This window comes from Dysgonomonas sp. Shenzhen-Wh21 (assembly GCF_043392705.1).
Taxonomy (GTDB): Bacteria; Bacteroidota; Bacteroidia; order Bacteroidales; family Dysgonomonadaceae; genus Dysgonomonas.
This window is the reverse complement of record NZ_JAIXHZ010000125.1, coordinates 1-21,914: the sequence shown is the minus strand read 5'-3', so window position 1 is coordinate 21,914 and position 21,914 is coordinate 1. Positions and strand designations below refer to the sequence as shown.

The 21,914-nt window shown below is 34.8% G+C and carries 24 protein-coding genes; 18 read left to right on the top strand and 6 right to left on the bottom strand.

The genetic code is table 11. From position 1 onward, the window contains the following. Positions 1–47 precede the first annotated feature (47 nt). From LDB17_RS08190 to LDB17_RS08180, 3 genes are read left to right on the top strand one after another with little or no spacing between them, the layout of a single operon-like run. Positions 48–788, top strand: coding sequence for a GDSL-type esterase/lipase family protein (locus LDB17_RS08190; RefSeq protein ID WP_252637860.1), 741 nt, complete (start codon positions 48–50; stop codon positions 786–788). 1 nt (position 789) lies between these two features. After that, positions 790–1,323 carry a hypothetical protein gene (locus tag LDB17_RS08185; protein WP_252637859.1) on the top strand — a complete coding sequence of 178 codons (534 nt, stop codon included), beginning with the start codon at positions 790–792 and terminating at the stop codon, positions 1,321–1,323. A gap of 20 nt (positions 1,324–1,343) precedes the next feature. Continuing rightward, a complete protein-coding gene (locus tag LDB17_RS08180; RefSeq protein WP_252637858.1) occupies positions 1,344–2,033 on the top strand; it encodes an SGNH/GDSL hydrolase family protein in 690 nt (229 codons plus the stop codon). 106 nt (positions 2,034–2,139) lie between these two features. On the opposite strand, the gene LDB17_RS08175 is transcribed toward LDB17_RS08180, so the two are convergent. After that, the gene (locus LDB17_RS08175) at positions 2,140–2,205 is read right to left on the bottom strand and encodes a fibronectin type II domain-containing protein (RefSeq protein WP_353846906.1); all 66 of its coding nucleotides are present in this window, start codon (positions 2,203–2,205) and stop codon (positions 2,140–2,142) included. Here LDB17_RS08175 and LDB17_RS08170 point away from each other — a divergent pair. The 7 genes from LDB17_RS08170 to LDB17_RS08140 all read left to right on the top strand — a co-directional run bounded on the left by LDB17_RS08170 (position 2,197) and on the right by LDB17_RS08140 (position 8,397). Then, entirely contained in the window at positions 2,197–3,144 is a 948-nt protein-coding gene (locus LDB17_RS08170; protein ID WP_252637857.1) for a hypothetical protein, read from the top strand. The genes LDB17_RS08175 and LDB17_RS08170 overlap by 9 nt on opposite strands. A gap of 96 nt (positions 3,145–3,240) precedes the next feature. Then, entirely contained in the window at positions 3,241–4,344 is a 1,104-nt protein-coding gene (gene ychF / locus LDB17_RS08165; protein ID WP_135105335.1) for a redox-regulated ATPase YchF, read from the top strand. Positions 4,345–4,505: 161 nt separating this feature from the next. Further along, positions 4,506–5,327: an alpha-1,2-fucosyltransferase gene (locus LDB17_RS08160; RefSeq protein WP_252637856.1), complete on the top strand. Its 822-nt coding sequence runs from the start codon at positions 4,506–4,508 to the stop codon at positions 5,325–5,327. Between the two features lie 24 nt (positions 5,328–5,351). Continuing rightward, the gene (locus LDB17_RS08155; protein WP_006841599.1) at positions 5,352–5,780 is read left to right on the top strand and encodes a GNAT family N-acetyltransferase; all 429 of its coding nucleotides are present in this window, start codon (positions 5,352–5,354) and stop codon (positions 5,778–5,780) included. Positions 5,781–5,814: 34 nt separating this feature from the next. Continuing rightward, complete coding sequence (locus tag LDB17_RS08150) at positions 5,815–6,609, top strand: M48 family metallopeptidase (RefSeq protein ID WP_252637855.1); 795 nt, start codon at positions 5,815–5,817, stop codon at positions 6,607–6,609. Between the two features lie 144 nt (positions 6,610–6,753). Further along, a complete protein-coding gene (locus LDB17_RS08145; RefSeq protein ID WP_252637854.1) occupies positions 6,754–7,404 on the top strand; it encodes an HAD family phosphatase in 651 nt (216 codons plus the stop codon). Positions 7,405–7,539: 135 nt separating this feature from the next. Continuing rightward, positions 7,540–8,397, top strand: a complete 858-nt coding sequence (locus LDB17_RS08140; protein WP_252637853.1) for a GyrI-like domain-containing protein — start codon at positions 7,540–7,542, stop codon at positions 8,395–8,397. 34 nt (positions 8,398–8,431) lie between these two features. Here the strand turns inward: LDB17_RS08140 and LDB17_RS08135 are convergent, their stop codons facing one another. After that, a complete protein-coding gene (locus LDB17_RS08135; RefSeq protein WP_252637852.1) occupies positions 8,432–9,403 on the bottom strand; it encodes a polyprenyl synthetase family protein in 972 nt (323 codons plus the stop codon). 358 nt (positions 9,404–9,761) lie between these two features. Between LDB17_RS08135 and polA the strand changes: the two genes are divergently transcribed. From polA to LDB17_RS08095, 8 genes are all read left to right on the top strand, one after another. After that, the gene (gene polA / locus LDB17_RS08130; protein WP_252637851.1) at positions 9,762–12,563 is read left to right on the top strand and encodes a DNA polymerase I; all 2,802 of its coding nucleotides are present in this window, start codon (positions 9,762–9,764) and stop codon (positions 12,561–12,563) included. Positions 12,564–12,670: 107 nt separating this feature from the next. After that, the gene (locus LDB17_RS08125; RefSeq protein ID WP_252637850.1) at positions 12,671–14,344 is read left to right on the top strand and encodes a hypothetical protein; all 1,674 of its coding nucleotides are present in this window, start codon (positions 12,671–12,673) and stop codon (positions 14,342–14,344) included. Next, a complete protein-coding gene (locus LDB17_RS08120) occupies positions 14,331–16,016 on the top strand; it encodes a hypothetical protein (RefSeq protein ID WP_252637849.1) in 1,686 nt (561 codons plus the stop codon). Before LDB17_RS08125 ends, LDB17_RS08120 begins: the two co-directional genes overlap by 14 nt. A gap of 8 nt (positions 16,017–16,024) precedes the next feature. Next, positions 16,025–16,240, top strand: coding sequence for a hypothetical protein (locus tag LDB17_RS08115; protein WP_135105345.1), 216 nt, complete (start codon positions 16,025–16,027; stop codon positions 16,238–16,240). Continuing rightward, a complete protein-coding gene (locus LDB17_RS08110; RefSeq protein WP_252637848.1) occupies positions 16,233–16,676 on the top strand; it encodes a YqaA family protein in 444 nt (147 codons plus the stop codon). Before LDB17_RS08115 ends, LDB17_RS08110 begins: the two co-directional genes overlap by 8 nt. A 469-nt stretch (positions 16,677–17,145) precedes the next feature. Continuing rightward, complete coding sequence (locus LDB17_RS08105; RefSeq protein ID WP_252637847.1) at positions 17,146–17,931, top strand: radical SAM protein; 786 nt, start codon at positions 17,146–17,148, stop codon at positions 17,929–17,931. Positions 17,932–17,956: 25 nt separating this feature from the next. Continuing rightward, positions 17,957–18,511 (top strand): NAD(P)H-dependent oxidoreductase, encoded by a 555-nt coding sequence (locus LDB17_RS08100; protein WP_252637846.1) that lies wholly within the window; start codon positions 17,957–17,959, stop codon positions 18,509–18,511. A gap of 297 nt (positions 18,512–18,808) precedes the next feature. Then, positions 18,809–19,075 carry a hypothetical protein gene (locus tag LDB17_RS08095; protein ID WP_006841609.1) on the top strand — a complete coding sequence of 89 codons (267 nt, stop codon included), beginning with the start codon at positions 18,809–18,811 and terminating at the stop codon, positions 19,073–19,075. Positions 19,076–19,184: 109 nt separating this feature from the next. Here LDB17_RS08095 and deoC read toward each other — a convergent pair whose 3' ends face one another. The 4 genes from deoC to LDB17_RS08075 form a co-directional block, all read right to left on the bottom strand. Continuing rightward, a complete protein-coding gene (gene deoC, locus LDB17_RS08090; RefSeq protein WP_252637845.1) occupies positions 19,185–20,048 on the bottom strand; it encodes a deoxyribose-phosphate aldolase in 864 nt (287 codons plus the stop codon). Position 20,049: 1 nt separating this feature from the next. After that, positions 20,050–20,376: a nucleotide pyrophosphohydrolase gene (locus tag LDB17_RS08085; RefSeq protein WP_006841611.1), complete on the bottom strand. Its 327-nt coding sequence runs from the start codon at positions 20,374–20,376 to the stop codon at positions 20,050–20,052. Between the two features lies 1 nt (position 20,377). Further along, complete coding sequence (gene dtd, locus LDB17_RS08080) at positions 20,378–20,830, bottom strand: D-aminoacyl-tRNA deacylase (protein ID WP_252637844.1); 453 nt, start codon at positions 20,828–20,830, stop codon at positions 20,378–20,380. A gap of 134 nt (positions 20,831–20,964) precedes the next feature. Then, positions 20,965–21,807 (bottom strand): methylated-DNA--[protein]-cysteine S-methyltransferase, encoded by an 843-nt coding sequence (locus LDB17_RS08075; RefSeq protein WP_252637843.1) that lies wholly within the window; start codon positions 21,805–21,807, stop codon positions 20,965–20,967. Positions 21,808–21,914 lie beyond the last annotated feature (107 nt).

Sequence of the window (21,914 nt, the reverse complement as noted above, 5' to 3'; positions counted from 1 at the left end):
CTCCAATTGGTGCAATCGGGAAAATAATCAGATCATTTATAATTGATATGAAAAAGAAATTTATTTATACCATTTTTGTAATATCTGTATTACTAAATTTGATATTGATACCATACGTAGGATATCGCTTATACAAAGACAGATTGAATAACGATATTTTTAAACTAAATGCTTATGCGTGGGCTAATAGTCAATTGAAAATACCTGAAGTTAATGAAAATAGGGTCGTGTTTATAGGGAATTCTATCACCGAAAATTGGGTACATCTACGATACAAATTCTTTGTAGATAATAATTATGTATGCAGGGGAAAGGGTGGACAAACAAGTTCATTGATGCTTTTACGTTTTAGGCAAGATGTTATAGAATTGTATCCTAAAGTTGTTGTTATAAATGCAGGTATAAATGATATAGCCGAGAAAACAGGTGAGTACGATCCTGTGTTTACGATGGATAATATAAAATCGATGGTCGAATTAGCTGATATGAATGGCATAAAAGTAATATTGGTTTCTCTTCTGCCATGCAAAGGTCATGGATGGGAACCAATTAAAGATGTACCAGAGAAAATAGATAAACTGAATGAACATATAAAAATTTATGCTGCAGAGAAAGGTTATTACTATTTAGATTTGAATACTCCTATGCGCGATAGTGAAAACGGAATGATAAATAGTTATTCGCTTGATGGATTGCATCCTAACGAAGAAGGGTATAAAAAAATAATGGAACCTTTGGTACAAAAGGCTATTGATAATATTCTGAATAAAAATGATAAAAACGAATGATATGAAAAAATTAATTTTGATTCTGTCTTTAATATTAAGTACCGGTCTTGCTTATTCGCAATATGGAGGAAGTTATAAATCCGGTTCCGGTTTTGATCCTTCTAAACTTACTTTCGGAGGTAATATGAATTTACAATTCGGGAATTATACAGCTGTGGGTATTTCTCCTCAGGTTGGTTATAATTTTTCTAAATATTTTACTGCCGGGGTAGGATTAGGATATAACTATTTCAGAGAGAAAAATTACGATGTTAAATGGAGCAGGCATTATGTAAGTTTTAATGTTTTTGGACGTTTTTATCCTGTTGATTTTCTTGTGATAAGCCTTCAGCCTGAAGCCAGCCGTGTATGGGAAACTATAGAAAATAGTGGAAATAAATATAAAACTAATAAATTTGTACCGTCTGTTCTTATAGGAGGAGGTTTGCGGTACATGAATATGATAGCCATGATACAATACGATGTAGTACAGGACGAGTATTCACCTTATGGTAATAATCTTTTCTATAGCATAGGATATTCATTCAATTTTTGAAATATAAATACTTATTTATCATGAAAAAAGTAATTTTAATTATGTCCTTTTTTTCCTTTTTTGGATTATTCTCTCGCGCACAGGAATTTAATAAACTTATAAATCTCGATAGGTATGCCGAAGCGAATGCTGCATTGCCTGCACCTGCCAAAGGTGAAAAGAGAGTTGTATTTATAGGAAATTCTATTACTGATGGATGGCCTAATGCACACCCTGATTTTTTTAAATCAAACAATTATGTAGGTCGTGGAATAAGTGGACAAACCAGCCCGCAATTGTTATCCCGTTTTCGTCAGGATGTACTTAATCTTAAGCCGGTTGCAGTATTGATAAATATAGGTACAAATGATGTTGCTCAAAATACAGGACCATATAATGAAGAATTTACTTTAGGAAATATCATGTCGATGGCTGAACTGGCTGATGCTAACGGCATAAAAGTGATATTATCATCTGTAACACCTGCAGGCGAATATCCTTGGAGAAAAGAGATAAAAGATGTGCCTCAAAAAATAATGTCTCTTAATGCGAAAATAAAAGCTTATGCTAAGGAAAAAGGATTTTCATATATAGATTATTTTTCGGTGATGTGTGACGAAAATAATGCTTTGAAAAGCAATTTAGGTACTGATGGAGTACATCCTAATGAAGAAGGTTATAAGATAATGGAAGCTACAGCTAAAAAGGTAATAGATAGAGTAATAAAATAAGGTATTTTTATTCTTAATTATCTGGAGAGTATCCCTATAAAGGATGCTCTTTTTTGTTTGTATAGAAGTATTTATCGATTAAATATGCCTATATGTAGATATTGTTTTAATGATCAGTACAATTATTATAAACTTGGTTTTTAAAAATAAAAGGAAACCAAAAATGATTAATTTCTTTGATACTTTATATACATTTATACATATAAAACATAATCCTTTATCCAGATATTTCTTATATCCGTTTCTACGTATTCCGACCCTCTATTTTGTCAATTTGTTTGTCCCAATCTATTTCAGAATAACAGCAAATAAGGATGAATATAAATTGAAAAAATCGGATAAAGCAAGTAATCGTATTATAGTTTCGTTGACTTCTTTTCCTCCACGTATAAATAGAGTATGGCTTGTGATAGAATCTATCATGAGACAGGAATTAAAACCTGACAAAATTTTATTATGGTTATCTAAAGAACAGTTTTCCTCGTTATCAGAATTACCAAAAAACTTACTTCGTCTACAGGATAGAGGACTCGAAATAAGGTTTTGTGATGAAAACCTGAAGGCACATACAAAATATTATTATGCTATGCAGGAATTTCCTGATGATATTATTATAACTGTTGATGATGACATTTTATATAATTCATATATAACACAACATCTCATCGAGTTATCTGAAAAATATCCTCAAACTATTTGTTGTTGTCGCGGATGGGAAGTAAAGATTAATGATAGAAATCTGGCAAAGTATAATGAATGGAAAATGATAAATGATGCGAAGTCACCTTCTATTGATATATTCCCTACAGGTGTAGGAGGAGTACTTTATCCTCCTCATTCTTTGCATAAGGATGTCTTTAATATTGATTTATTAAGAGAATTATGTTTTTATGCAGATGATGTTTGGTTGAATGTTATGGCACATCTGAAAGGAAACAAATATGTTAAAACTGAATATTCGTCACACTATCTACCTATTAAATTTAAAAATAGAATCCGACTTAGGGATATAAATGTAACTGAATCGGCCAATGATACCCAGATAAATAATCTCAGGAATTATTATAAGAAAATATTGGATAAAGATCCTTATCATATGTTATTTATATAATTATTTACGGAGATCTTTACTTCGTAAAATCAAAAAACTGTATGTCATTGATTTTTCACTACCTTTGTACCCTGAAAAAATAATTTATATAAAATAATGGCATTACAATGTGGTATTGTAGGACTTCCTAATGTGGGTAAGTCTACTCTTTTCAACTGTTTATCGAACGCAAAAGCACAATCGGCAAATTTTCCTTTTTGTACAATAGAACCAAATGTAGGAGTAATAACCGTTCCGGACGAAAGATTAAATAAATTAGCGGAATTGGTTAAACCCAATCGTATTTTGCCTACAACAGTAGAAATAGTAGATATAGCCGGGCTCGTTAAAGGAGCTAGCAAAGGGGAGGGGCTTGGTAATAAATTCCTTGCTAATATACGTGAAACAGATGCTATTATTCATGTGCTTCGTTGTTTCGATGATGATAATATCACTCATGTGGATGGAAGTATAAATCCTGTGAGAGATAAAGAAATTATAGATATAGAGCTCCAACTCAAAGATTTGGAAACAGTACAATCCCGTATTCAGAAAGTAGAGAAACAAGCGAAAACAGGAGGGGATAAAGAAGCTAAACGTGCTTATGATATCTTGGTTCAGTTCAAAGAAGCGCTTGAGCAAGGTAAGTCGGCCCGTACTGTTAAATTTGATAATAAAGAGGATGAAAAAATAGCGAAAGAGCTTTATCTTCTTACATACAAACCTGTGCTTTATGTATGCAATGTAGATGAAGCCAGTGCTGTTTCGGGAAACAACTATGTAGAGCAAATACGTGAATCTGTAAAGGATGAAGATGCTGAAATTCTTATTGTAGCTGCGAAAATAGAGTCTGAAATAGCTGAATTTGAATCTTACGAAGAGCGTCAAATGTTTCTTGAAGAAATTGGACTTAAAGAATCGGGAGTAGCAAGACTGATTAAATCGGCTTACAAGCTTCTCGGATTACAAACATATTTTACAGCCGGAGTTCAGGAAGTACGTGCTTGGACATTCACTTCAGGATGGAAAGCTCCTCAGTGTGCAGGCGTTATACATACCGACTTTGAAAAAGGATTTATTCGTGCCGAAGTTATAAAATACAATGATTTTATAACATTGGGTTCGGAAGCTGCCGTGAAGGAAGCCGGTAAAATGAATGTAGAAGGAAAAGAATACATCGTTCAGGATGGTGATATAATGCATTTCAGATTTAATGTATAAATCTTAGGCATTTATAATATTTTTATCATTGTTGCTAATATTCATGCTATTATACTACTTATGTGATATAGTGTCATGATTGATATTAGCAACAATTTTATTTTATAATCGCCTCTATATTTCTTTAATTTATAACTTTACAAATTCTCACTAATATTCTTATGATTATTAACTACGATTCTCCGGGTCAGTTGTGTAACAGAATATGGTCTCTTATTCCATCTATAGCTTATGGATTGAAGTACGAAGAGAAAGTATTGGTTATAAATTTCGATGAATATTTACCTGCTTTTTCCAATCTGAACAGAAATAAACTTATACGTTTTAAGTCCAAAAAACTTCTACAAAGAGTATTCCTTTCGCTTAAAGCAAGAGGATATATACAAAACGGAAGATCTAATATATTCAGAAAATTATTTAATCTTAATTTGATAGAGGGCTGGTCTAATCGTCTTGGAAATAGAGAAATAGTAATAGAGCAGTCGGATAATATACGTCCTTTATTTGATTTCAAAAAAGATGTAGTGATTGCTGTAAACGACTTTCTATCTTCTCAAGAAAAAGCTACCATAGTTGGCGTACATATACGTAGAGGAGATTATAAAGAGTGGCTCGATGGGATATACTATTTCTCTGACGAAGCTTATTCTCAAGCGATGAGAAATTTAGAAAAACAGCTTTTAGAGAAAGGAGAGAAGGTTAAATTTTTGATTTGTTCTAATGAAAAGATAAACCTTCATAATTTTCCGGAATTAGATTGTTTTGTCATACCCCAATCATCCTCAGAAAAAGATCTATATGCTTTGTCTAAAAGTGATTATATAATAGGTCCTCCAAGTTCATTCTCGCAATGGGCTTCATTTTATGGAAAAGTACCGGTGTGTTATATGATGTGTGAAAATAAAGAATTAAAACTTTCTGATTTTTCTAGAATCATATCTTTTAATACCTTTGAAAACGGAAATATTCTTGATATAGACTAAAGTTTAACCTAAATAATTTACACTATGATTAGTTCAGCTGACAAAAAAGATTACCCTGTATTAATAGATATTTGGGAGAGTGCTGTAAAGGCTACTCATGATTTTTTATCAGACGAAGATTTTGAATTTTATAAAACTCATATTCCTATCTATTTTCATCATGTTTCTCTATATGTTTATAGAAATCAGAAGGGCATTATAAAAGGATTTTTAGGTATAAGTGATAATAGCATAGAAATGCTTTTTGTAGAGAATGAAAGTAGGGGAGAGGGTATAGGCAAAATCTTGATGGATTATGCTGTAAACACATTGAATGCACGAAAAGTGGATGTAAACGAACAAAATACACAAGCCTTGGATTTTTATTATCATTTAGGATTTAAAGAAGTGGGCAGAGACGAATATGATGGAGAGGGAAAAGGTTATCCCATATTACATTTAGAGAAAAGCTAATATTTTAAAATACTAATCATTAACATTTATTTTTATGAAAAAACTACTAATTGCCTTAACACTAATTTTAATATGTTCTCATACTGCAAATGCGCAGCTGGGAGGACTAAAGATTAATAAAAAGCATCTTGACGCAGCTACTAAAACAGCAAAGGCATTAACACTTACCGACGAACAAATAGCTACCTATTGCCAGGAATATATTGACTGGATGGATGCTCATAACCCGGTTTGTAAAACAACCGATTCTGATCCCGGGATGAAAGCTGTAGCAGACCGTCTCGAAAAAATAAAAGCAACAATGCCTTCAGATGTAAAGCTTGATATTCAGGCTTATTATGTTGTAGATCAGAATGCTTTTGCTTGTGCAAACGGAAGTATACGTGTATTTGCGGGCTTAATGGAATTGATGACAGATGACGAAATATTGGGAATAATAGGTCATGAAGTAGGTCATATCGTTAATAAGGATTCTAAGGAAGCATTCAAAAAAGCATTACTTACTTCTGCACTCAAAGATGCAGTAGGATCTACTGGCGATGTAGCAGCTGCACTGACCGATTCTCAGTTGGGAGAACTTGGAGAAGCTCTTGCCGGTGCTCAATTTTCTCAAAAGGCAGAGTATGCCGCTGACGATTATGGTTATGAATTCTTGAAAAAGAGTGGTAAAGATCCGATGGGAATGGTAACAGCTTTACGCATTATTCAAAAATTGTCTGACGATGCAGGTGTAGACAAAAGCAAGGCTAAACAATTGTTTTCTACTCATCCCGAAAGTGGCAAAAGAGCAGACAAACTTGAAGCCAAATATAAGAAGGAATATAAATAAGAAATTATAGGCTACGATATCTTAAAAACGGGGACATCATCATGTTTCCGTTTTTATTTTATGATGATATATAGCAGGATTCCCAATAAAATTATCTTACTTTGTTCAGTTTTTATTATTAGCTAATAGTATTAATAAAATAAAATGGCAAAAAGTAAAATAACAACCGTACTGTTTGGTTTAGATGGTGTTGTCGTAGACACAGAGCACGCTTATGATGAGTTTTGGAGTAAGATAGCACAAGAGAATGAGTTGAAAATTAATAACTTTTCCGACGTAATAAAGGGAATGACATTGAGTTCTATCATTGAACTTTATTTTACGATTTCAACTCTCGAAGAAAAACAAGCTATAAGAGATGCATGTTCGAAAATGGAACAAGCCATCGATTATAAAGAAACGGTTATTCCAGGCGTTCTTGATTTTATCAAATACCTTAAAGATGAAGGTTATAAAATAGGTCTTGTTACCAGTTCTCCTTCCAGTAAAGTAAAGGTTGTATTAGACCAGTTGTCTTTAGGCGATACTTTCGATACAATAATTACATCAGATAGTATAAAGAAAGGGAAACCAGACCCGATGGGATATGTATTGGCTAAGACAAATCTTGGAGTACAATCGGGGGAGTGTATCGTATTCGAAGATGCATTTACCGGTATCAAAGCTGCTACTTATGCATTTATGCGTGTAATAGGTGTATCCACAACCTTATCTGTCGATTTCCTGAAAGACTATACATACGGTGTGATAGCTGATTTTACTGATACAGAAAAGCTAAAAAGTTTAATGGCTTAAATAGTCTATAAAAATATAATAAAGAAGAGAGAGCATCTGAATGATGCTCTCTTTTTGTTAGTTTTCAATAAATAGCAAGTTTGGAAAAGTAACTATATTGCACTATATATAATTTTGTAACAGAAAGTTATAAGTATGAAGCAGAAAATATCAACCAGAGAAGATTATGCGAAACGTATTAATATCATTATCGAATACATAGGCAATCATTTGAATGATGAAATGGATTTGAAAGAATTAGCAGAGATATCAAATTTTTCGGAATTTCATTTTCATCGTATTTTTAAAGCTATAATTGGAGAATCTGTAGGAGCATTTGTTGTAAGAATGCGCATCGAGACTGCAGCTCGTTTATTAAGATATTCCAATCTTTCGGTACAAGATATTGCATATAATGTAGGATATAATACCCCTTCTTCTCTTACAAAAGTTTTTCGCCAGTACTATAATATTTCACCATCAGATTATAGAAATAACAAAAGTTATAAAATTATGAAACCATTGCAAGTATCTTCTGATATACAACTCAAAAATCCAAAAAGAGTAGAGCTTGACTCCAAAAAAGCTATATACGTGCGTCTTCAGGGTGATTATCGTACTCTTGATTACGGAAGTGCATATAGTAAACTATGGTCTTTTGTAAAAGAAAATAAACTGTTTACCGCAGGCATCGAACATCTTACTATGTCTCATGACGACCCTCATGTAACGGATTCGGATAAGCTCATAACAGACGTTTGTCTTGTAATCCATAAGGAAGTGTCACCAAAAGGAGAAATAGGCGTAAAAAACGTTTTAGGGGGTAAATTTTTAGTCTTTACTTATATTGGACCTTATAATAATTTGTCCTCTGTGTTTGACACTATATTTAGATGGGTTCCTGATAATGGATATGAACTACGGATCGATCAGGGGTTTGAGAAATATTTAAATAATCCGGATCGTACAACTCCGGATAAATTGAAAACGGAGATTTATATTCCTATCCAATAAGTAAAAGAGCAACTTCCTTAAAGTTGCTCTTTTATTAATATACTCTTTTTATAATATAATCTACTGTAGCTTCGAGTGCTTCACGCACATCAGAATCAGGAATAGTTTCTATAATTTTCTCGGCTTGTTCCTTAAACTCTTCTATCTTCCTGTATGCATAATCTATTCCTCCATGCTCTTTGGCATAGTTGATCAGATGCTGAATATTTTCGTCCGTATAGTTATAAGAATATACGATAGATAGTATTTCCTTTTTTTCTTCTTCCGAAGCATTTTTAATAGCATACAGAAGAGGTAAAGTTATTTTCCCTTCACGGATATCATTTCCTGTTGGCTTGCCAATAGCATCGGTAAAATAATCGAAAATATCATCACGTAATTGAAAACACAATCCAAATAATTCTCCCAAGCGGGTAAATTTTTCTATTTCTTCTTCCGAAGCACTTACAGATATTGTGCCTATACGCATGCATACCGACATCAGAGAGGCGGTCTTTTTCTTTATTACCTGAAAATACTCATCTTCGTCAATGATCAGTTCTTTCACCAGCGAAAGCTGATTAAGTTCTCCTTCGGCCAAATCGCGCCCTAAATCAGATATGTTGGATATGATTTCTATGTTTCCTGTCAACACACTCTTGATAAGAGCAGTAGACAAGAAGTAATCACCTGCCAGAACAGCCATTTTATTATCATAAATAGCGTTCAATGAAGCCTTTCCCCTTCTTATTTTTGATTCATCTACAACATCATCGTGTATAAGCGAAGCTGTATGCAAAAGTTCTACAGTGATAGCAGCATTGTAAGTAATATTATTGATCTCGCCACAGGCTTTAGCAGCCAAAAGCAGTAAAATGGGACGGATTCTTTTACCATCCGATTTCATAATGTGATCTATAATTTCCTGAATCCTTACATTATTGCAAAAAACAGAATCTTTGTAATAAGTATTGAATATTTTTAATTCCTCCGCTACAGGTTTAGCTATTAAAAGCTTTTTATCCATATCTTGTTTTGTTGAGTTGCAAATTTAAGAATATTTCGGCTTTAAGCATTATATATGCGTAACTTTACATACATATAAGGAATTTTTTAAAGAATAATTGCATTTTAATGTTTTTGAATTCTTTTTTAATAGTTAGTATCCTCAAATAGTCCTTGATATTTGGTTCTATTACTCTGTTTTTTTACTTTTTTGTAAATAAGAATATGAATAAGTAAAGCTGTTTATTTTTTTCTTTCCGCTCGGTTACGGATAGAGGATCTTACGGTGAAGATTGATTATCTATTTTAATTTGTCTCTTTTGTAGTTCATCAGTTTTTCCTTAACTTTCCACTGTTTTATAATATAAATATATTCCCCAATGAAATTATTCCTATTAGACGCATATGCGCTCATATACCGTTCTTACTATGCATTTATAAAGAATCCGAGGGTTAACTCTAAGGGTCAGAACACATCTGCTGTGTTTGGTTTTGTAAATACATTAGAGGAACTTCTTCGCAAAGAAAACCCGACACATATTGCCGTCGCATTCGATCCTCCGGGAGGAACGTTCCGTCATGATGCTTATGAGAAATATAAAGCGCAGCGTCAGGAGACTCCTGAAGATATAAGGGCAGCTGTTCCTATTATCAAGGAGATTATTGCAGCTTATAATATCAAAGAGTTGGAAGTTCCTTATTATGAGGCTGATGATGTAATTGGTACTATTGCGAAGAAAGCAGAAAAGGAGAATATAGATGTTTATATGATGACTCCCGATAAGGATTATGGTCAGCTTACATCCGATCATATATTCATGTACAAACCAAAGTTTGCAGGATCGGGATTTGATGTGTTAGATGCTAAAGCCATCATGGAGAAATATGAGCTATCTTCTCCCGACCAGATGATCGATTTACTCGGTCTTATGGGTGATGCTTCCGATAATATACCCGGATGTCCCGGTGTAGGTCCTAAAACTGCTCAGAAGCTGTTAGAGGAATACGGAACTATCGAAAACCTCCTTGAACATACATCGGAGATTAAAGGAGCATTAAAACAACGATTGGAAGATAATAAAGAGCAAATTATATTTTCAAAATTTCTGGCTACTATCAAGACCGATGTACCTGTCGATTTCAACAAAGATGAATTTGCTCGTAGAGAAATAAACGCTGAAAAAATAAGTGCTATTTTTGAAGAGCTTGAGTTCAGAACACTTATCAGCAGGGTTCTAAAGACTGATGGTATCCCATCACACCCTGTGAGGAATACTACAACGCATGAAGCTATACAGGGCGATTTATTTGCCGAATTATTGCCGCCTGTAGACTCTTCTTCAGATAATGCAACCGTTAACTACTCCGCCTTACAGGAGCTGAAAGATATACCTCACTCTTATCATCTTGTGGAGGAAGAGAAAGAGATTTTAGAACTGATAAGTACTCTTTCTAATCAAGAATCTTGCTGTTTCGATACCGAGACTACAGGTCTCGACCCTATAGTGAGCGAACTGGTAGGGATGTCCTTTGCCTTCAAAGAGGGAGAAGCTTATTATGTTCCCGTTCCTGCCGACTTTGACGAAGCGAAGAAACTGATAGATAAATTCCGTCCGTTTTTTGAAAATGAGAAGATACTGAAAATAGGACAGAATATAAAATACGATATTATTGTTCTCAAAAAATATGATATTCATGTACGAGGCAAATTGTTTGATACAATGATTGCTCATTACCTTATCAATCCTGAGTTGAGACACAATATGGATTATATGGCAGAAACATATCTGAAATACAGAACAATACATATTGATGAGCTGATAGGGGCTAAGGGTAAAAATCAGTTGAATATGCGTTCTCTACGTCCTAATCAGATTAGTGATTATGCATGTGAGGATGCGGATGTTACATTGAAACTGAAAAGCATACTCGAAAAGGCGATTGAGAAACAGGATTTAAGTAAATTATTTTACGAAATAGAGTTACCTCTTATCTATGTTCTTGCAGACATGGAATTTATCGGTGTAAGACTGGATACGGTTGCTTTAGGAGAGTATTCAAAGACTCTTACCATAGAATTGCAGAATATCGAATCGGAGATATATAAGCTTGGAGAAACAGAATTTAATATAAATTCGGCTAAGCAGGTAGGAGAGGTGCTTTTCGACAAATTAAAGATTGTAGACAAGCCCAAAAAGACTAAAACGGGACAATATGTAACTAGTGAAGAAACATTGGAGAGTATCAAAGATACGCATCCGATTGTAAATAAAATATTAGAATACAGAGGTCTTAAAAAACTTCTGAGTACTTATATTGATGCACTTCCGCTGCTTGTTGACCCCAAAGATGGAAAGATACACACATCATTTAACCAGACAGTTACAGCTACCGGAAGACTGAGCTCTACGAATCCCAATCTTCAGAATATTCCTATACGCGATGCACAGGGAAGAGAGATTCGAAAATCATTTATTGCCGACGAGGGATGCTTGTTTTTCTCTGCCGACTACTCTCAGATCGAGCTTCGTATTATGGCACATCTTAGCCAAGACCCATCGATGGTAGAAGCTTTCAATAGTGGGGAAGACATACACGCTGCTACAGCCGCTAAGATTTATAAATTGAAGATAGATGAAGTGACAAGCGACATGCGTCGCAAGGCAAAGACAGCCAACTTTGGTATCATATACGGTATTTCTGTTTTTGGATTGGCCGAACGTCTTACTATTCCAAGAGGAGAAGCCAAAGAACTTATTGACGGTTATTTTGAGACCTATCCGAAGGTGAAAGAATATATGGATAAATGTATAACCGATGCACGTGAGAAAACTTATGTAGAAACTGTTTTTGGACGAAAAAGATACTTGCCTGATATCAACTCTCGTAATGCTACTGTACGTGGTTATGCCGAGCGAAATGCTATAAATGCACCCATACAGGGAAGTGCGGCTGACATCATAAAAGTGGCGATGAATAATATTTTTAAGCGTTTCGAAAAAGAGAATATCAAATCGAAGATGATTCTTCAAGTACATGACGAGTTGAATTTTAATGTTCTTGAAAATGAACTTGATAAAGTTCAGAAGATAGTAATTGAAGAAATGGAAAATGCATATAAACTGGCTGTTCCACTAAGAGCCGATTGCGGAAAAGGGAAGAACTGGTTGGAGGCACATTAAAGTTTAAGAATAAAGAGGTTCTTCGTTTTTACTCACAATGACAATTTAGATATATAAAATAGTGAAATAAATCTTTCTGATTATCTTTACCCAAATTTACTTGGTTTATGAATAATCTTTTAGACAAAATAATACAAAGCAAAAGGTATCAGTTTTTGGTATTTTTTGCTTTGTTGGTTTTTCTGTCTTTGTTGATGATGTATTTTTATCAGCCCTTATGTCCGGGGCAGGATTTCTTTTTTCACTACAGAAGGCTACAGGCATTGATGGATGGTCTGAAAGATAGTCCGTGGCTTATTTATCTCGACTATAGTGCCATCGATGGTTATGGCTATCTTACAAAGGCTTTCTACCCCGACTTTATACTTATACCTTTTGCTTTGATTGGTAATCTTACCGATGCTGCGTTTGCATATCAGTTTATGATATTTACCATGACTATTTTGTGTGGTGTATTCACTTACATAACAGTCAATACCATTTATAAAAGTTCGTACGCTGCTGCAATAGCAGGACTGTTGTACACGTTTGCTGCTTATAGGTTGCTTGATATATATCACAGGGCTGCAATAGGAGAGGCCTTGTCTTTTACTTTTGTACCTATTGTCTTTTTGGGATTGTATCATATTATCAGGGGTGATTATAAGAAATGGTACGTTTTGGCTATAGGTTTTAGCCTGATGATATTTACGCACCTTATATCATCGGTTCTGATGTTTGTGACTATACTTATCTTTTTAGGGATTTACTATAAATCATTGCTAAGAGAGCCTAAACGTATAAAATATCTTGTTTTGGCTGGTGTTGCAACTTTGATTGTAACCGCTTACTATATTTTCCCGATGATGGAGCAAATGCTTTCCAATACGTTTTATTATGAGAGCAGGGGATTGATGTCTAAAGCTCAGGATTCTGCACTCGGACTGCATTGGATTATTTGGGGAATGTTTGTCGGGATTATTATCCCGGAGCAAGCTCTTATTCCCGGTGTAGGTCTCTTGCTTACATTTGGTATCATTTTGCGGTTGTTTGTATATGAAAAATCGAAAGAATTAAGGAGTCTTGATATCGGCGTTATTGTAGGCTTTATCTATATTATCGCTTGTCTGCCGATATTTCCATGGTCGGTATTTCCTTTCAGCTTGTTGAACTTTATTCAGCTGCCATGGCGTTTGCTTGAGTTTTCGTGTTTCTTTTTTGCAGTGGCAGGGGGATATTACTTGTCGCGAATTTTAAAGACGAATAAGCGATTTTTGGCTGGGGGGATAATGGTTGTCGCCGGAATAGCTTTGGTGCTTGTAAACGATGCGCAATCATACAAAAACTACCGTTGTGGGCGACCTGTTACTCAGAGTGCAGATATTTCGAATGATTATCATCTAGGAGGACTGGAATATATTCCCGATAGAGTACCTTCTGTAGAATATCTTTATCAGAGAGGGGACAGTGTGAAGTCAGATTATGGAGGGATGCAGATATCTGACTTTAAACGGTTAGGAAGAGTAACGGCTTTTAACCTGAATGCAACCAATGGTGAAGCTCTGGAATTGCCTTTGATTTACTATAAAGGTTATACCGCCAGCTTTGATGGGAAGGCTATTCCTGTTTCGGAAAGTGATAATGGATTAGTTCAATTATCGGGTAATCAATCGGGTAGGGTAGAAGTATATTATGGGGGAACTATTATACAGAGAATAAGCCTGTGTATAACAGTTTTGAGCATATTGAGCTTGTGTATTTTTATATTTTTACAGAAAAGAAGAGAAAATGAAGCTGGATAGCCTTATAGCAGATAAGAAATATCACTTTTGGATTTTCTTCTCTGTTTTATTATTTCTTTCTGTTTTCTGTTCTTTTGCATACGGAACTCAGTTTTTGGGTGGTGATGACTATTACTTTCACAATGCTCGCTTCGAGGCCTTAATGCAAGGATTGAAAGATGGAACATTTCCTTCCTATATAGACTATCAGGGGCTTTATGGCTATGGCTACCTTGTAAAAACATTTTATTCCGATTTTATTCTCATTCCATACGCTCTATTAGCTAATTTGACGAGTAAGGATTTTGCCTATTGGTTCCTTTATTTTTCTATGACAATGATGTGCGGAACTTTTATGTACATTTTTGTTCTTAGAGTTTATAAGGGTGTGTATGTGGCATCTGTGAGCTCGATACTGTATACTTTTTGCTTATATCGTTTGCTCGATTTATATTATAGAGGAGCATGGGGCGAAGCCTTTTCATTTACTTTTCTGCCGATTGTTTTTCTAGGACTTTTTTATATCATTAAGGGTGATTATCGGAAGTGGTACGTTATTACCATTGGATTTTCTCTGATGATTTTTACGCATGTCCTTTCCTCTTTGCTGTTGTTTATTACAGTAAGTATCATACTTGTTGTTTATTATAGAGATATGATAAAAGAGCCCAAGCGTATATACTATTTGATTTTGGCAGGCGTGGTTACAATCGTTTTGACGAGCTATTATTTGTTTCCGTTTTTTGAACAACTCTTATCCGATACGTTTTACTTTCAGAAGTTTAAATACTCGCCTTACACTACAGCTCAGAGCAGGCTCGATTGGTTGACGATCTTGAAAGGTTCACTTGAAGGTTTTACGCTCGGTCAGAAATCTACAGGGATAGGGTTGTTGCTCCTTGCTCCGTTATGCTTGCGCTTTTTTGTGAGAGTAAATAAGGAACAAAATAAATATATAAGAAGTATCGATATAGGGGTTCTTATCGGGTTGTTTTATATTGTTCTCACATCCACTTTAACACCCTGGACACGCTTCCCTTTGTCTTATCTGAGTCTGATACAGTTCCCGTGGAGGCTATACGAGTTTGTTGTTTTCTTCTTTTCTGTGGCAGGAGCTTATTACATATACTTGCTGTGTAAAAAAAAGAATATTCAGCTTGTGGCGTTTTCATTATTGGTCGTTTTAACTTCGGTTGTTATTGTAATTGATGCTTCAACGTATAAAGAAATAAAGGTAGAGGCTCGTTTATCCGATAAAGATTATTTGAACGAAACCACTCATTATACAATGGCGGGAATGGAATATTATCCTTCAAGAATGCCGTATCCTGATCCATTTATCCTACAACGTGGAGATAGCGTGACGTCTCAGCTAAAGGAAATAGAAGTATATAACTTTGAACGATTTGATTATATTACCCGGTTTGATATAAAAACCAATGTAAAAGATAGTATCGAATTACCTCTCATTTACTATAAAGGATATGCTGTGTCTCTCGACGGAGTAAGTATTCCTGTTACAGAAAGTAGCCAAGGTCTTGTACAGATCCCTATCGATCGGTCGGGTAGGGTAGAGGCTTACTATAAAGGAACTTTGGTACAAAAACTAAGTTTTTATATTACTATTCTAAGTATATTTGTGCTGTGTTCATATATTTTTCTTCAAAGAAGAAAGGACAAACATCTTAAATAATAACGAATATGCGTAATTTTATTTATCTAGATCTCTTATATCCTGTCTTTATGTTTATTTTCGGTATTATAATGATATCGAGCCCACGCTCTTTGATGCGTAAAGCAAAATACGACGAAGAAAGCCTCAAAACTGAGTCGTGGGTAAAAAAACTCGGGATAGGACTGTGTGTATTTGCTGTTGGTTTTGGAATATACATATTCTATAAGTTGAAATATGCTTGACGGATTTGTAGAGTATGGCTACATAGGTCTGCTTTTAGCATCCTTTCTTGCGGCTACTATATTACCTTTCGGTTCCGAAGTCGTTTTTGTTGGTCTGATTGCAGCCGGTCTTAACGGTTGGTCGTGCGTTCTTATCGCCTCTGTGGGAAACTGGTTAGGAGGAATGACTAATTACTATTTAGGACATCTCGGAAAGGTAGAATGGATAGAGAAATACCTGAAAGTAAAGAAAGATAAAATAGATAAAATGCAGCGATGGTTGGAAGGGAAAGGTGCAGCAATGGCATTTTTTAGTTTTCTGCCCGTTGTAGGTGATATTATAGCCCTTGCCTTAGGCTTTATGCGTGCCAATGTCTATATCGTAAATGCAACCATGTTTGCCGGTAAGTTTGTGCGCTATGTACTGATAATGTATGGCGTAAATTGGATTATCTAATTCTGTAGATTCCTGTTTTTTCATGTTGAATAAAATGCCCCGCTAAGTAAAACAAAGTTTCTCTTCTGTTTTATTCTCAAAAAATTATCTATTTATCTCGATCTTCTTGTCATGCTGACGAAGGAGAGATCAATTATTATAAATTATATGAAGGAGAATGTAAAGTGACAAAATAAAATAGCCAAATAAGTGTCACTTTTGTCACCTTTTTATATTTAATATCTATTAAATCTGTTTGTTATGTATGTTTCTGTTTGTCACCTTTTGAAGTAAAATATTGTTGTGCTTCGTTTCATGTGGAACAAAAAATGGAATTTGTTAATTTTTAGGTCTTTATTCTCGCTGTATATTCTATTTCTGTTAAAACTCTGAGATTGTAGAACCGAAAATAGATGTGTTTATATTGCAGAAAGTGATAAAGCAGTAACTTTGTATATTATTAAAAATTAGAGTTTAGAAATATAATAATATGTCAACTATACTGTTTCATGAAATAGTGTTTGGTCCTATACATAGCCGCCGTTTGGGATCATCTTTGGGTATGAATTTACTTCCGTACGATGGTAAGTTGTGCTCATTCGATTGTATCTATTGTGAATGTGGGTATAATGAAAATTTCAGGACAAAGACTAAATTGCCTAGTCGTGAGAATGTTAAAGCTGCTCTGGAAGACAAATTGGTGCATCTCCAAAAAGATGGAATAGCATTGGACGTAATCACTTTTGCCGGAAATGGAGAACCAACGATACATCCTCAATTTGCTGAAATTATTGATGATACAATCGAACTTCGGGACAAGTATTACCCTCAAACTAAAATCAGTGTCCTTTCGAATGCTATGCATGCCGGAAAGGAGAAGGTATTTAATGCACTCAAGAAGGTAGATAATAACATACTTAAGCTTGACTCGGCATGTATTGATACAGTGCGGTTGATAGATCGTCCTAATTCGCCTGAGTATAGTATAGAAAAGCAGATAGAGCTTTTTAAACGCTTCGAAGGCAATTTTATTATACAAACAATGTTTGTAAGAGGTAGTCATAAGGGTAGGGTGGTGGATAATACGACGGAAGATGAAGTTTCGGCTTGGTTAGAGGCTGTTAGAGCCACAAAGCCTCGTGAGGTAATGATTTATACTATCGATAGAGAAACCCCTGAAAAAAACCTTGAAAAAGTGCCTGTGGAAGATTTAAGAAAGATAGGAGACCGTGTGGAGGGGCTTGGTCTTGGTATTGAAGTTTTGGTTACGGCATAAATTTGAATTATATAAATAAAAAGATATGGTAACAATCGTTTTTGCTCATCCTTGGCATGGTAGTTTTAATAAAGCAATATTGGATGCAATTATTGACGAGTATGATAATAATAATGTGGCTTATGAGGTATTAGATCTTCATAAAGATAGCTTTAATCCGGTGTTTACAGAAGATGAATTGTCTGTATATAACAAAGGAAAAGTACTTGATCCATTAATTCTTAGATATCAGCAAGCGATAAAAAAATCTGACAAAATGATATTTATTTTCCCCAATTGGTGGAATACTATGCCTGCTATTTTGAAAGGTTTTTTTGACAAAGTGCTATTGAAAGATTTTGCTTTTAATTACGAAGGAGGCTTCAATGCTCTTTTAGACATAGAGCAATCCCTTATTATTACTACGTCTGAGCATCCGAGCCCTAACTTTAAAAATACGATCGAAAATGGCCTTATTGGAGATATGCTCAAGCCGGTTGGTATCCGTAACAGTGTTTGGTTGAGCTGTGAAGGAACATCAAAAGGAACTGACGAGATGCGAAAATCCTTTATTGATCGTGTAAGACAGGCGATTAGGTAATGCTTTGTCGGACTTTTATAGGCTGCTGTTTTTACTTTTGATAGTGAATTCTGACATTTTGATCTAATTATATGTTAAATTAAGTTTTTTTTAGGTTTTTTGATTGATACAGTATCTATTTTTATTTTGTAAACAGTGCATTTGTATACCTTTTAAACGAAGAAAATATTCTTTAGTAATACTTACACAAAGTGGCTTTTTTTTTAACGCGGTTTAACCTGTGTTAATTCAAAAACCAGCATACATTTGTTGCGTATTTAAACAGTATAGTTTAACACTTTTAATTAAGTATTATTTATGAAAAAGATTATTCTTTCAGGTATCATGGCTATCGCATTAATCGCCTCTACCAGTGTAATGGCTCAAGATGTAAAAACAGCTAATCAAGCAAAAAAAGCCCCTAAAACAGAAGTTAAGGAAGCCAAACAAGCAGCTAAAACTGAAGTGAAAGAAGCTAAAGAAACTGCAAAAACAGAAAAGAAAGCAGCTAAGACAGAAGTGAAAGCAAAAAAGGAAGAAGCTAAAGGTAACGTGAAAGCAGCAAAAGCTGAACTGAAAAAGTAAATAGCTCACTGTGAACCTTTTCACAGTTATCAGAATCTTATTCTGAAAATAAAAGATCGGTACGATTTTCGTGCCGATCTTTTTTTCTGTGTCTGGTGATAGGTATGGCCTACTTAATACTTTCCAATAGGTTGTTCGCTAATTTGCTTGCTCCTATACGGAAGTATTCTTTATTCAGATACTCATCGCCCAGTAGTTCTTTTACTATGGTATAGTACTTTACAGCATCTTCTGTTGTAGAAATACCTCCTGAAGCTTTAAATCCGGCTTTATTCCCTGTTTTCTGGTTATATTCTTTAATTGCAGTACACATAACGTATGCTGCCTCGAGCGTAGCACCTTCATATACTTTTCCTGTTGAAGTTTTTATAAAATCAGCACCTGAGTATAATGCGAGGATAGAGGCTTTCATTATATTCTTAGCGCTTTTTAGTGCTCCTGTTTCAAGTATTACCTTTAGCTTTGCTTCACGGCATGCGTTCTTTATTTCGTCTATTTCTTCACAAACATCTTCGTAGTTTTCTTCCAGGAAGTATCCTAGATTGAGTACAATATCTATTTCATCGGCTCCACTTGCAACAGCAAGTCCTGTTTCTGCTATTTTAACTTCTGTAAATGTTTGAGATGACGGGAATCCACCTGCTACCGCGGCTATATTTACATTTGCCGTTAAAGCTTCTTTTACTGTTTCTACAAAGTTCGGGAAAACGCATATTGCTGCTACATTGTCTACATCGCTTGACCCTTCGAAGTCGTTTACTGTTTCTGTAAAATTCCAGATTTCTTCGCGCGTATCTGTTGTATTCAATGATGTGAGATCTATGCACGAATATATCCTTTTATATACCTCTTTGGTATTATTCTGATCGAATTTCTTACTGATTATCTCATTCACTTTCTGAGTGATATCAGTATCCTTAATGTCTGTTTTATATTTTTTTAGAGTATCTCTGTATTTATCTACTTCTGCCATTCTATTTCAATTTTTCGTTGTTTATATGCCTGTCTTTATCTCTGTTAGTCTTTTTTTCAATATTCTTTTTTAGGGCGTCTGTGAGATCTATCCCTGTTTGATTTGCGAGGCAGATAAGTACCCACAGTACATCGGCCATTTCGTCACCAAGATCTTTGTTCAGATCAGACTTCTTGAAAGATTGATCGCCGTATGTACGCGCCATGATGCGGGCTAATTCGCCCACTTCTTCGGTGAGGATAGCCATGTTGGTTAGTTCGCTGAAATAGCGTACGCCCACGGTTTTTATCCATTGGTCTACCTCCTGTTGTGCTTCTTTTATTGTCATGTTATTCTTTTACTTTCGAGTCGATCCATATAGTTACAGGACCGTCATTTGTGAGTTCTACCTTCATATCTGCTCCAAATTCGCCTGTTTGTACCGGTTTACCTAGCTTGTTGCCCAAAACGGTACAAAATTCTTCGTACAAAGGTACAGCAATTTCGGGTTTGGCTGCATATATATAAGACGGACGATTTCCTTTTTTAGTGGAAGCATGCAAGGTAAATTGCGATACTACAAGTATTTCGCCATTGATATCTTTTATTGATAAATTCATTACACCTTCCTTATCATCAAATATCCTGAGGTTTACAGCCTTGTTGCAGAGCCACTCTATATCTTCCTTATTATCTGAATTTTCTATACCGACAAGGATAAGAAGCCCTTGATTTATTGCTGATTTTATACTGCCGTTGATTGTAACTGATGCTTTACTTACTCTTTGTATTAATATCCTCATGTTTCATAAAATAGAGTCGCATAATTAGATATGGACTTTAAAATTAGAGATTAATTTGCAAATATACCTAAGTTGCTTCATTTATTACTAACACAAGTTGAGGTTAATAATTATTTGTATAATCCACTATATTACTATTGATATACTTTAGCAGCTTCCCACCCGATCATAGATGTCTTGCGGATGTGTCCCCAATGATAGTCTCCCAGAGCCCCTGTAGACTGTATTATTCGATGGCAAGGGATGAGATATGCTACCGGGTTTTGTCCCACTGCATTTCCCACAGCCCGACTAGCTTTAGGGCTATTTATGAGATTAGCAATATTCTGGTATGATGATAATTGCCCCATCGGTATATTTAGTAAGGCTTGCCACACTTTAAGCTGAAAATCAGAACCTTTGATGTGTAATTTTATTTTATCAAGACTCTCCCAATCCAGATTAAATATGCGTATTGCATTCTTTTGGATCTCATCTGTTGAATTCTGATAATTTGCTTTAGGAAAAATACTTGTGAGGTTTTTAATTGCTTCTTGATGGTCTTCTGCAAATGACATGTGGCAAATTCCTTTTGGGGTTGAAGCCACAATTATTTCTCCAAATGGACTGAGTGCAAAGCTATAGTTTATAGTAAGATAGCTTCCCTCATTTTTGTATTCAGCGGGAGTCATTCCTTCTATATTTATGAATAGATCATGCAACCTGCTCGTCCCTGATAAGCCGACTTCGAATGCCGTATCGAATAATGTTGCTTGTGTTTCTCTTAAGATCTGTTTTGCATGTTGTATACTTATATATTGTAAGAAGCGTTTAGGGCTTACTCCTGCCCATTCTTTGAATAATCGCTGAAAATGGAAGGGACTAAGGTGGATATGTTCCGAAATCTTATCCAAACTAGGCTGATATTTGTAGTTTTCACTAATATATTCTATTGCCTTTTTGATGCGATTGAAATCTAATGATTCTTGATTAAGCATAGTTTTGGTTTTTTATTCTACAAAGCTACATAGTAGTTTATAATTATAGAATCCATTTCTTGCTATTATAGAGGAAAAGTAATTCCACTAAAAGCGAACAAATTCAG

Excerpts from the sequence above, each read along its gene's own strand:
- LDB17_RS08190 (WP_252637860.1), top strand. The coding sequence starts at position 48 with ATGAAAAAGAAATTTATTTATACCATTTTTGTAATATCTGTATTACTA.
- LDB17_RS08185 (WP_252637859.1), top strand. The coding sequence starts at position 790 with ATGAAAAAATTAATTTTGATTCTGTCTTTAATATTAAGTACCGGTCTT.
- LDB17_RS08180 (WP_252637858.1), top strand. The coding sequence starts at position 1,344 with ATGAAAAAAGTAATTTTAATTATGTCCTTTTTTTCCTTTTTTGGATTA.
- LDB17_RS08170 (WP_252637857.1), top strand. The coding sequence starts at position 2,197 with ATGATTAATTTCTTTGATACTTTATATACATTTATACATATAAAACAT.
- ychF (WP_135105335.1), top strand. The coding sequence starts at position 3,241 with ATGGCATTACAATGTGGTATTGTAGGACTTCCTAATGTGGGTAAGTCT.
- LDB17_RS08160 (WP_252637856.1), top strand. The coding sequence starts at position 4,506 with ATGATTATTAACTACGATTCTCCGGGTCAGTTGTGTAACAGAATATGG.
- LDB17_RS08155 (WP_006841599.1), top strand. The coding sequence starts at position 5,352 with ATGATTAGTTCAGCTGACAAAAAAGATTACCCTGTATTAATAGATATT.
- LDB17_RS08150 (WP_252637855.1), top strand. The coding sequence starts at position 5,815 with ATGAAAAAACTACTAATTGCCTTAACACTAATTTTAATATGTTCTCAT.
- LDB17_RS08145 (WP_252637854.1), top strand. The coding sequence starts at position 6,754 with ATGGCAAAAAGTAAAATAACAACCGTACTGTTTGGTTTAGATGGTGTT.
- LDB17_RS08140 (WP_252637853.1), top strand. The coding sequence starts at position 7,540 with ATGAAGCAGAAAATATCAACCAGAGAAGATTATGCGAAACGTATTAAT.
- LDB17_RS08135 (WP_252637852.1), bottom strand. The coding sequence starts at position 9,403 with ATGGATAAAAAGCTTTTAATAGCTAAACCTGTAGCGGAGGAATTAAAA.
- polA (WP_252637851.1), top strand. The coding sequence starts at position 9,762 with ATGAAATTATTCCTATTAGACGCATATGCGCTCATATACCGTTCTTAC.
- LDB17_RS08125 (WP_252637850.1), top strand. The coding sequence starts at position 12,671 with ATGAATAATCTTTTAGACAAAATAATACAAAGCAAAAGGTATCAGTTT.
- LDB17_RS08120 (WP_252637849.1), top strand. The coding sequence starts at position 14,331 with ATGAAGCTGGATAGCCTTATAGCAGATAAGAAATATCACTTTTGGATT.
- LDB17_RS08115 (WP_135105345.1), top strand. The coding sequence starts at position 16,025 with ATGCGTAATTTTATTTATCTAGATCTCTTATATCCTGTCTTTATGTTT.
- LDB17_RS08110 (WP_252637848.1), top strand. The coding sequence starts at position 16,233 with ATGCTTGACGGATTTGTAGAGTATGGCTACATAGGTCTGCTTTTAGCA.
- LDB17_RS08105 (WP_252637847.1), top strand. The coding sequence starts at position 17,146 with ATGTCAACTATACTGTTTCATGAAATAGTGTTTGGTCCTATACATAGC.
- LDB17_RS08100 (WP_252637846.1), top strand. The coding sequence starts at position 17,957 with ATGGTAACAATCGTTTTTGCTCATCCTTGGCATGGTAGTTTTAATAAA.
- LDB17_RS08095 (WP_006841609.1), top strand. The coding sequence starts at position 18,809 with ATGAAAAAGATTATTCTTTCAGGTATCATGGCTATCGCATTAATCGCC.
- deoC (WP_252637845.1), bottom strand. The coding sequence starts at position 20,048 with ATGGCAGAAGTAGATAAATACAGAGATACTCTAAAAAAATATAAAACA.
- LDB17_RS08085 (WP_006841611.1), bottom strand. The coding sequence starts at position 20,376 with ATGACAATAAAAGAAGCACAACAGGAGGTAGACCAATGGATAAAAACC.
- dtd (WP_252637844.1), bottom strand. The coding sequence starts at position 20,830 with ATGAGGATATTAATACAAAGAGTAAGTAAAGCATCAGTTACAATCAAC.
- LDB17_RS08075 (WP_252637843.1), bottom strand. The coding sequence starts at position 21,807 with ATGCTTAATCAAGAATCATTAGATTTCAATCGCATCAAAAAGGCAATA.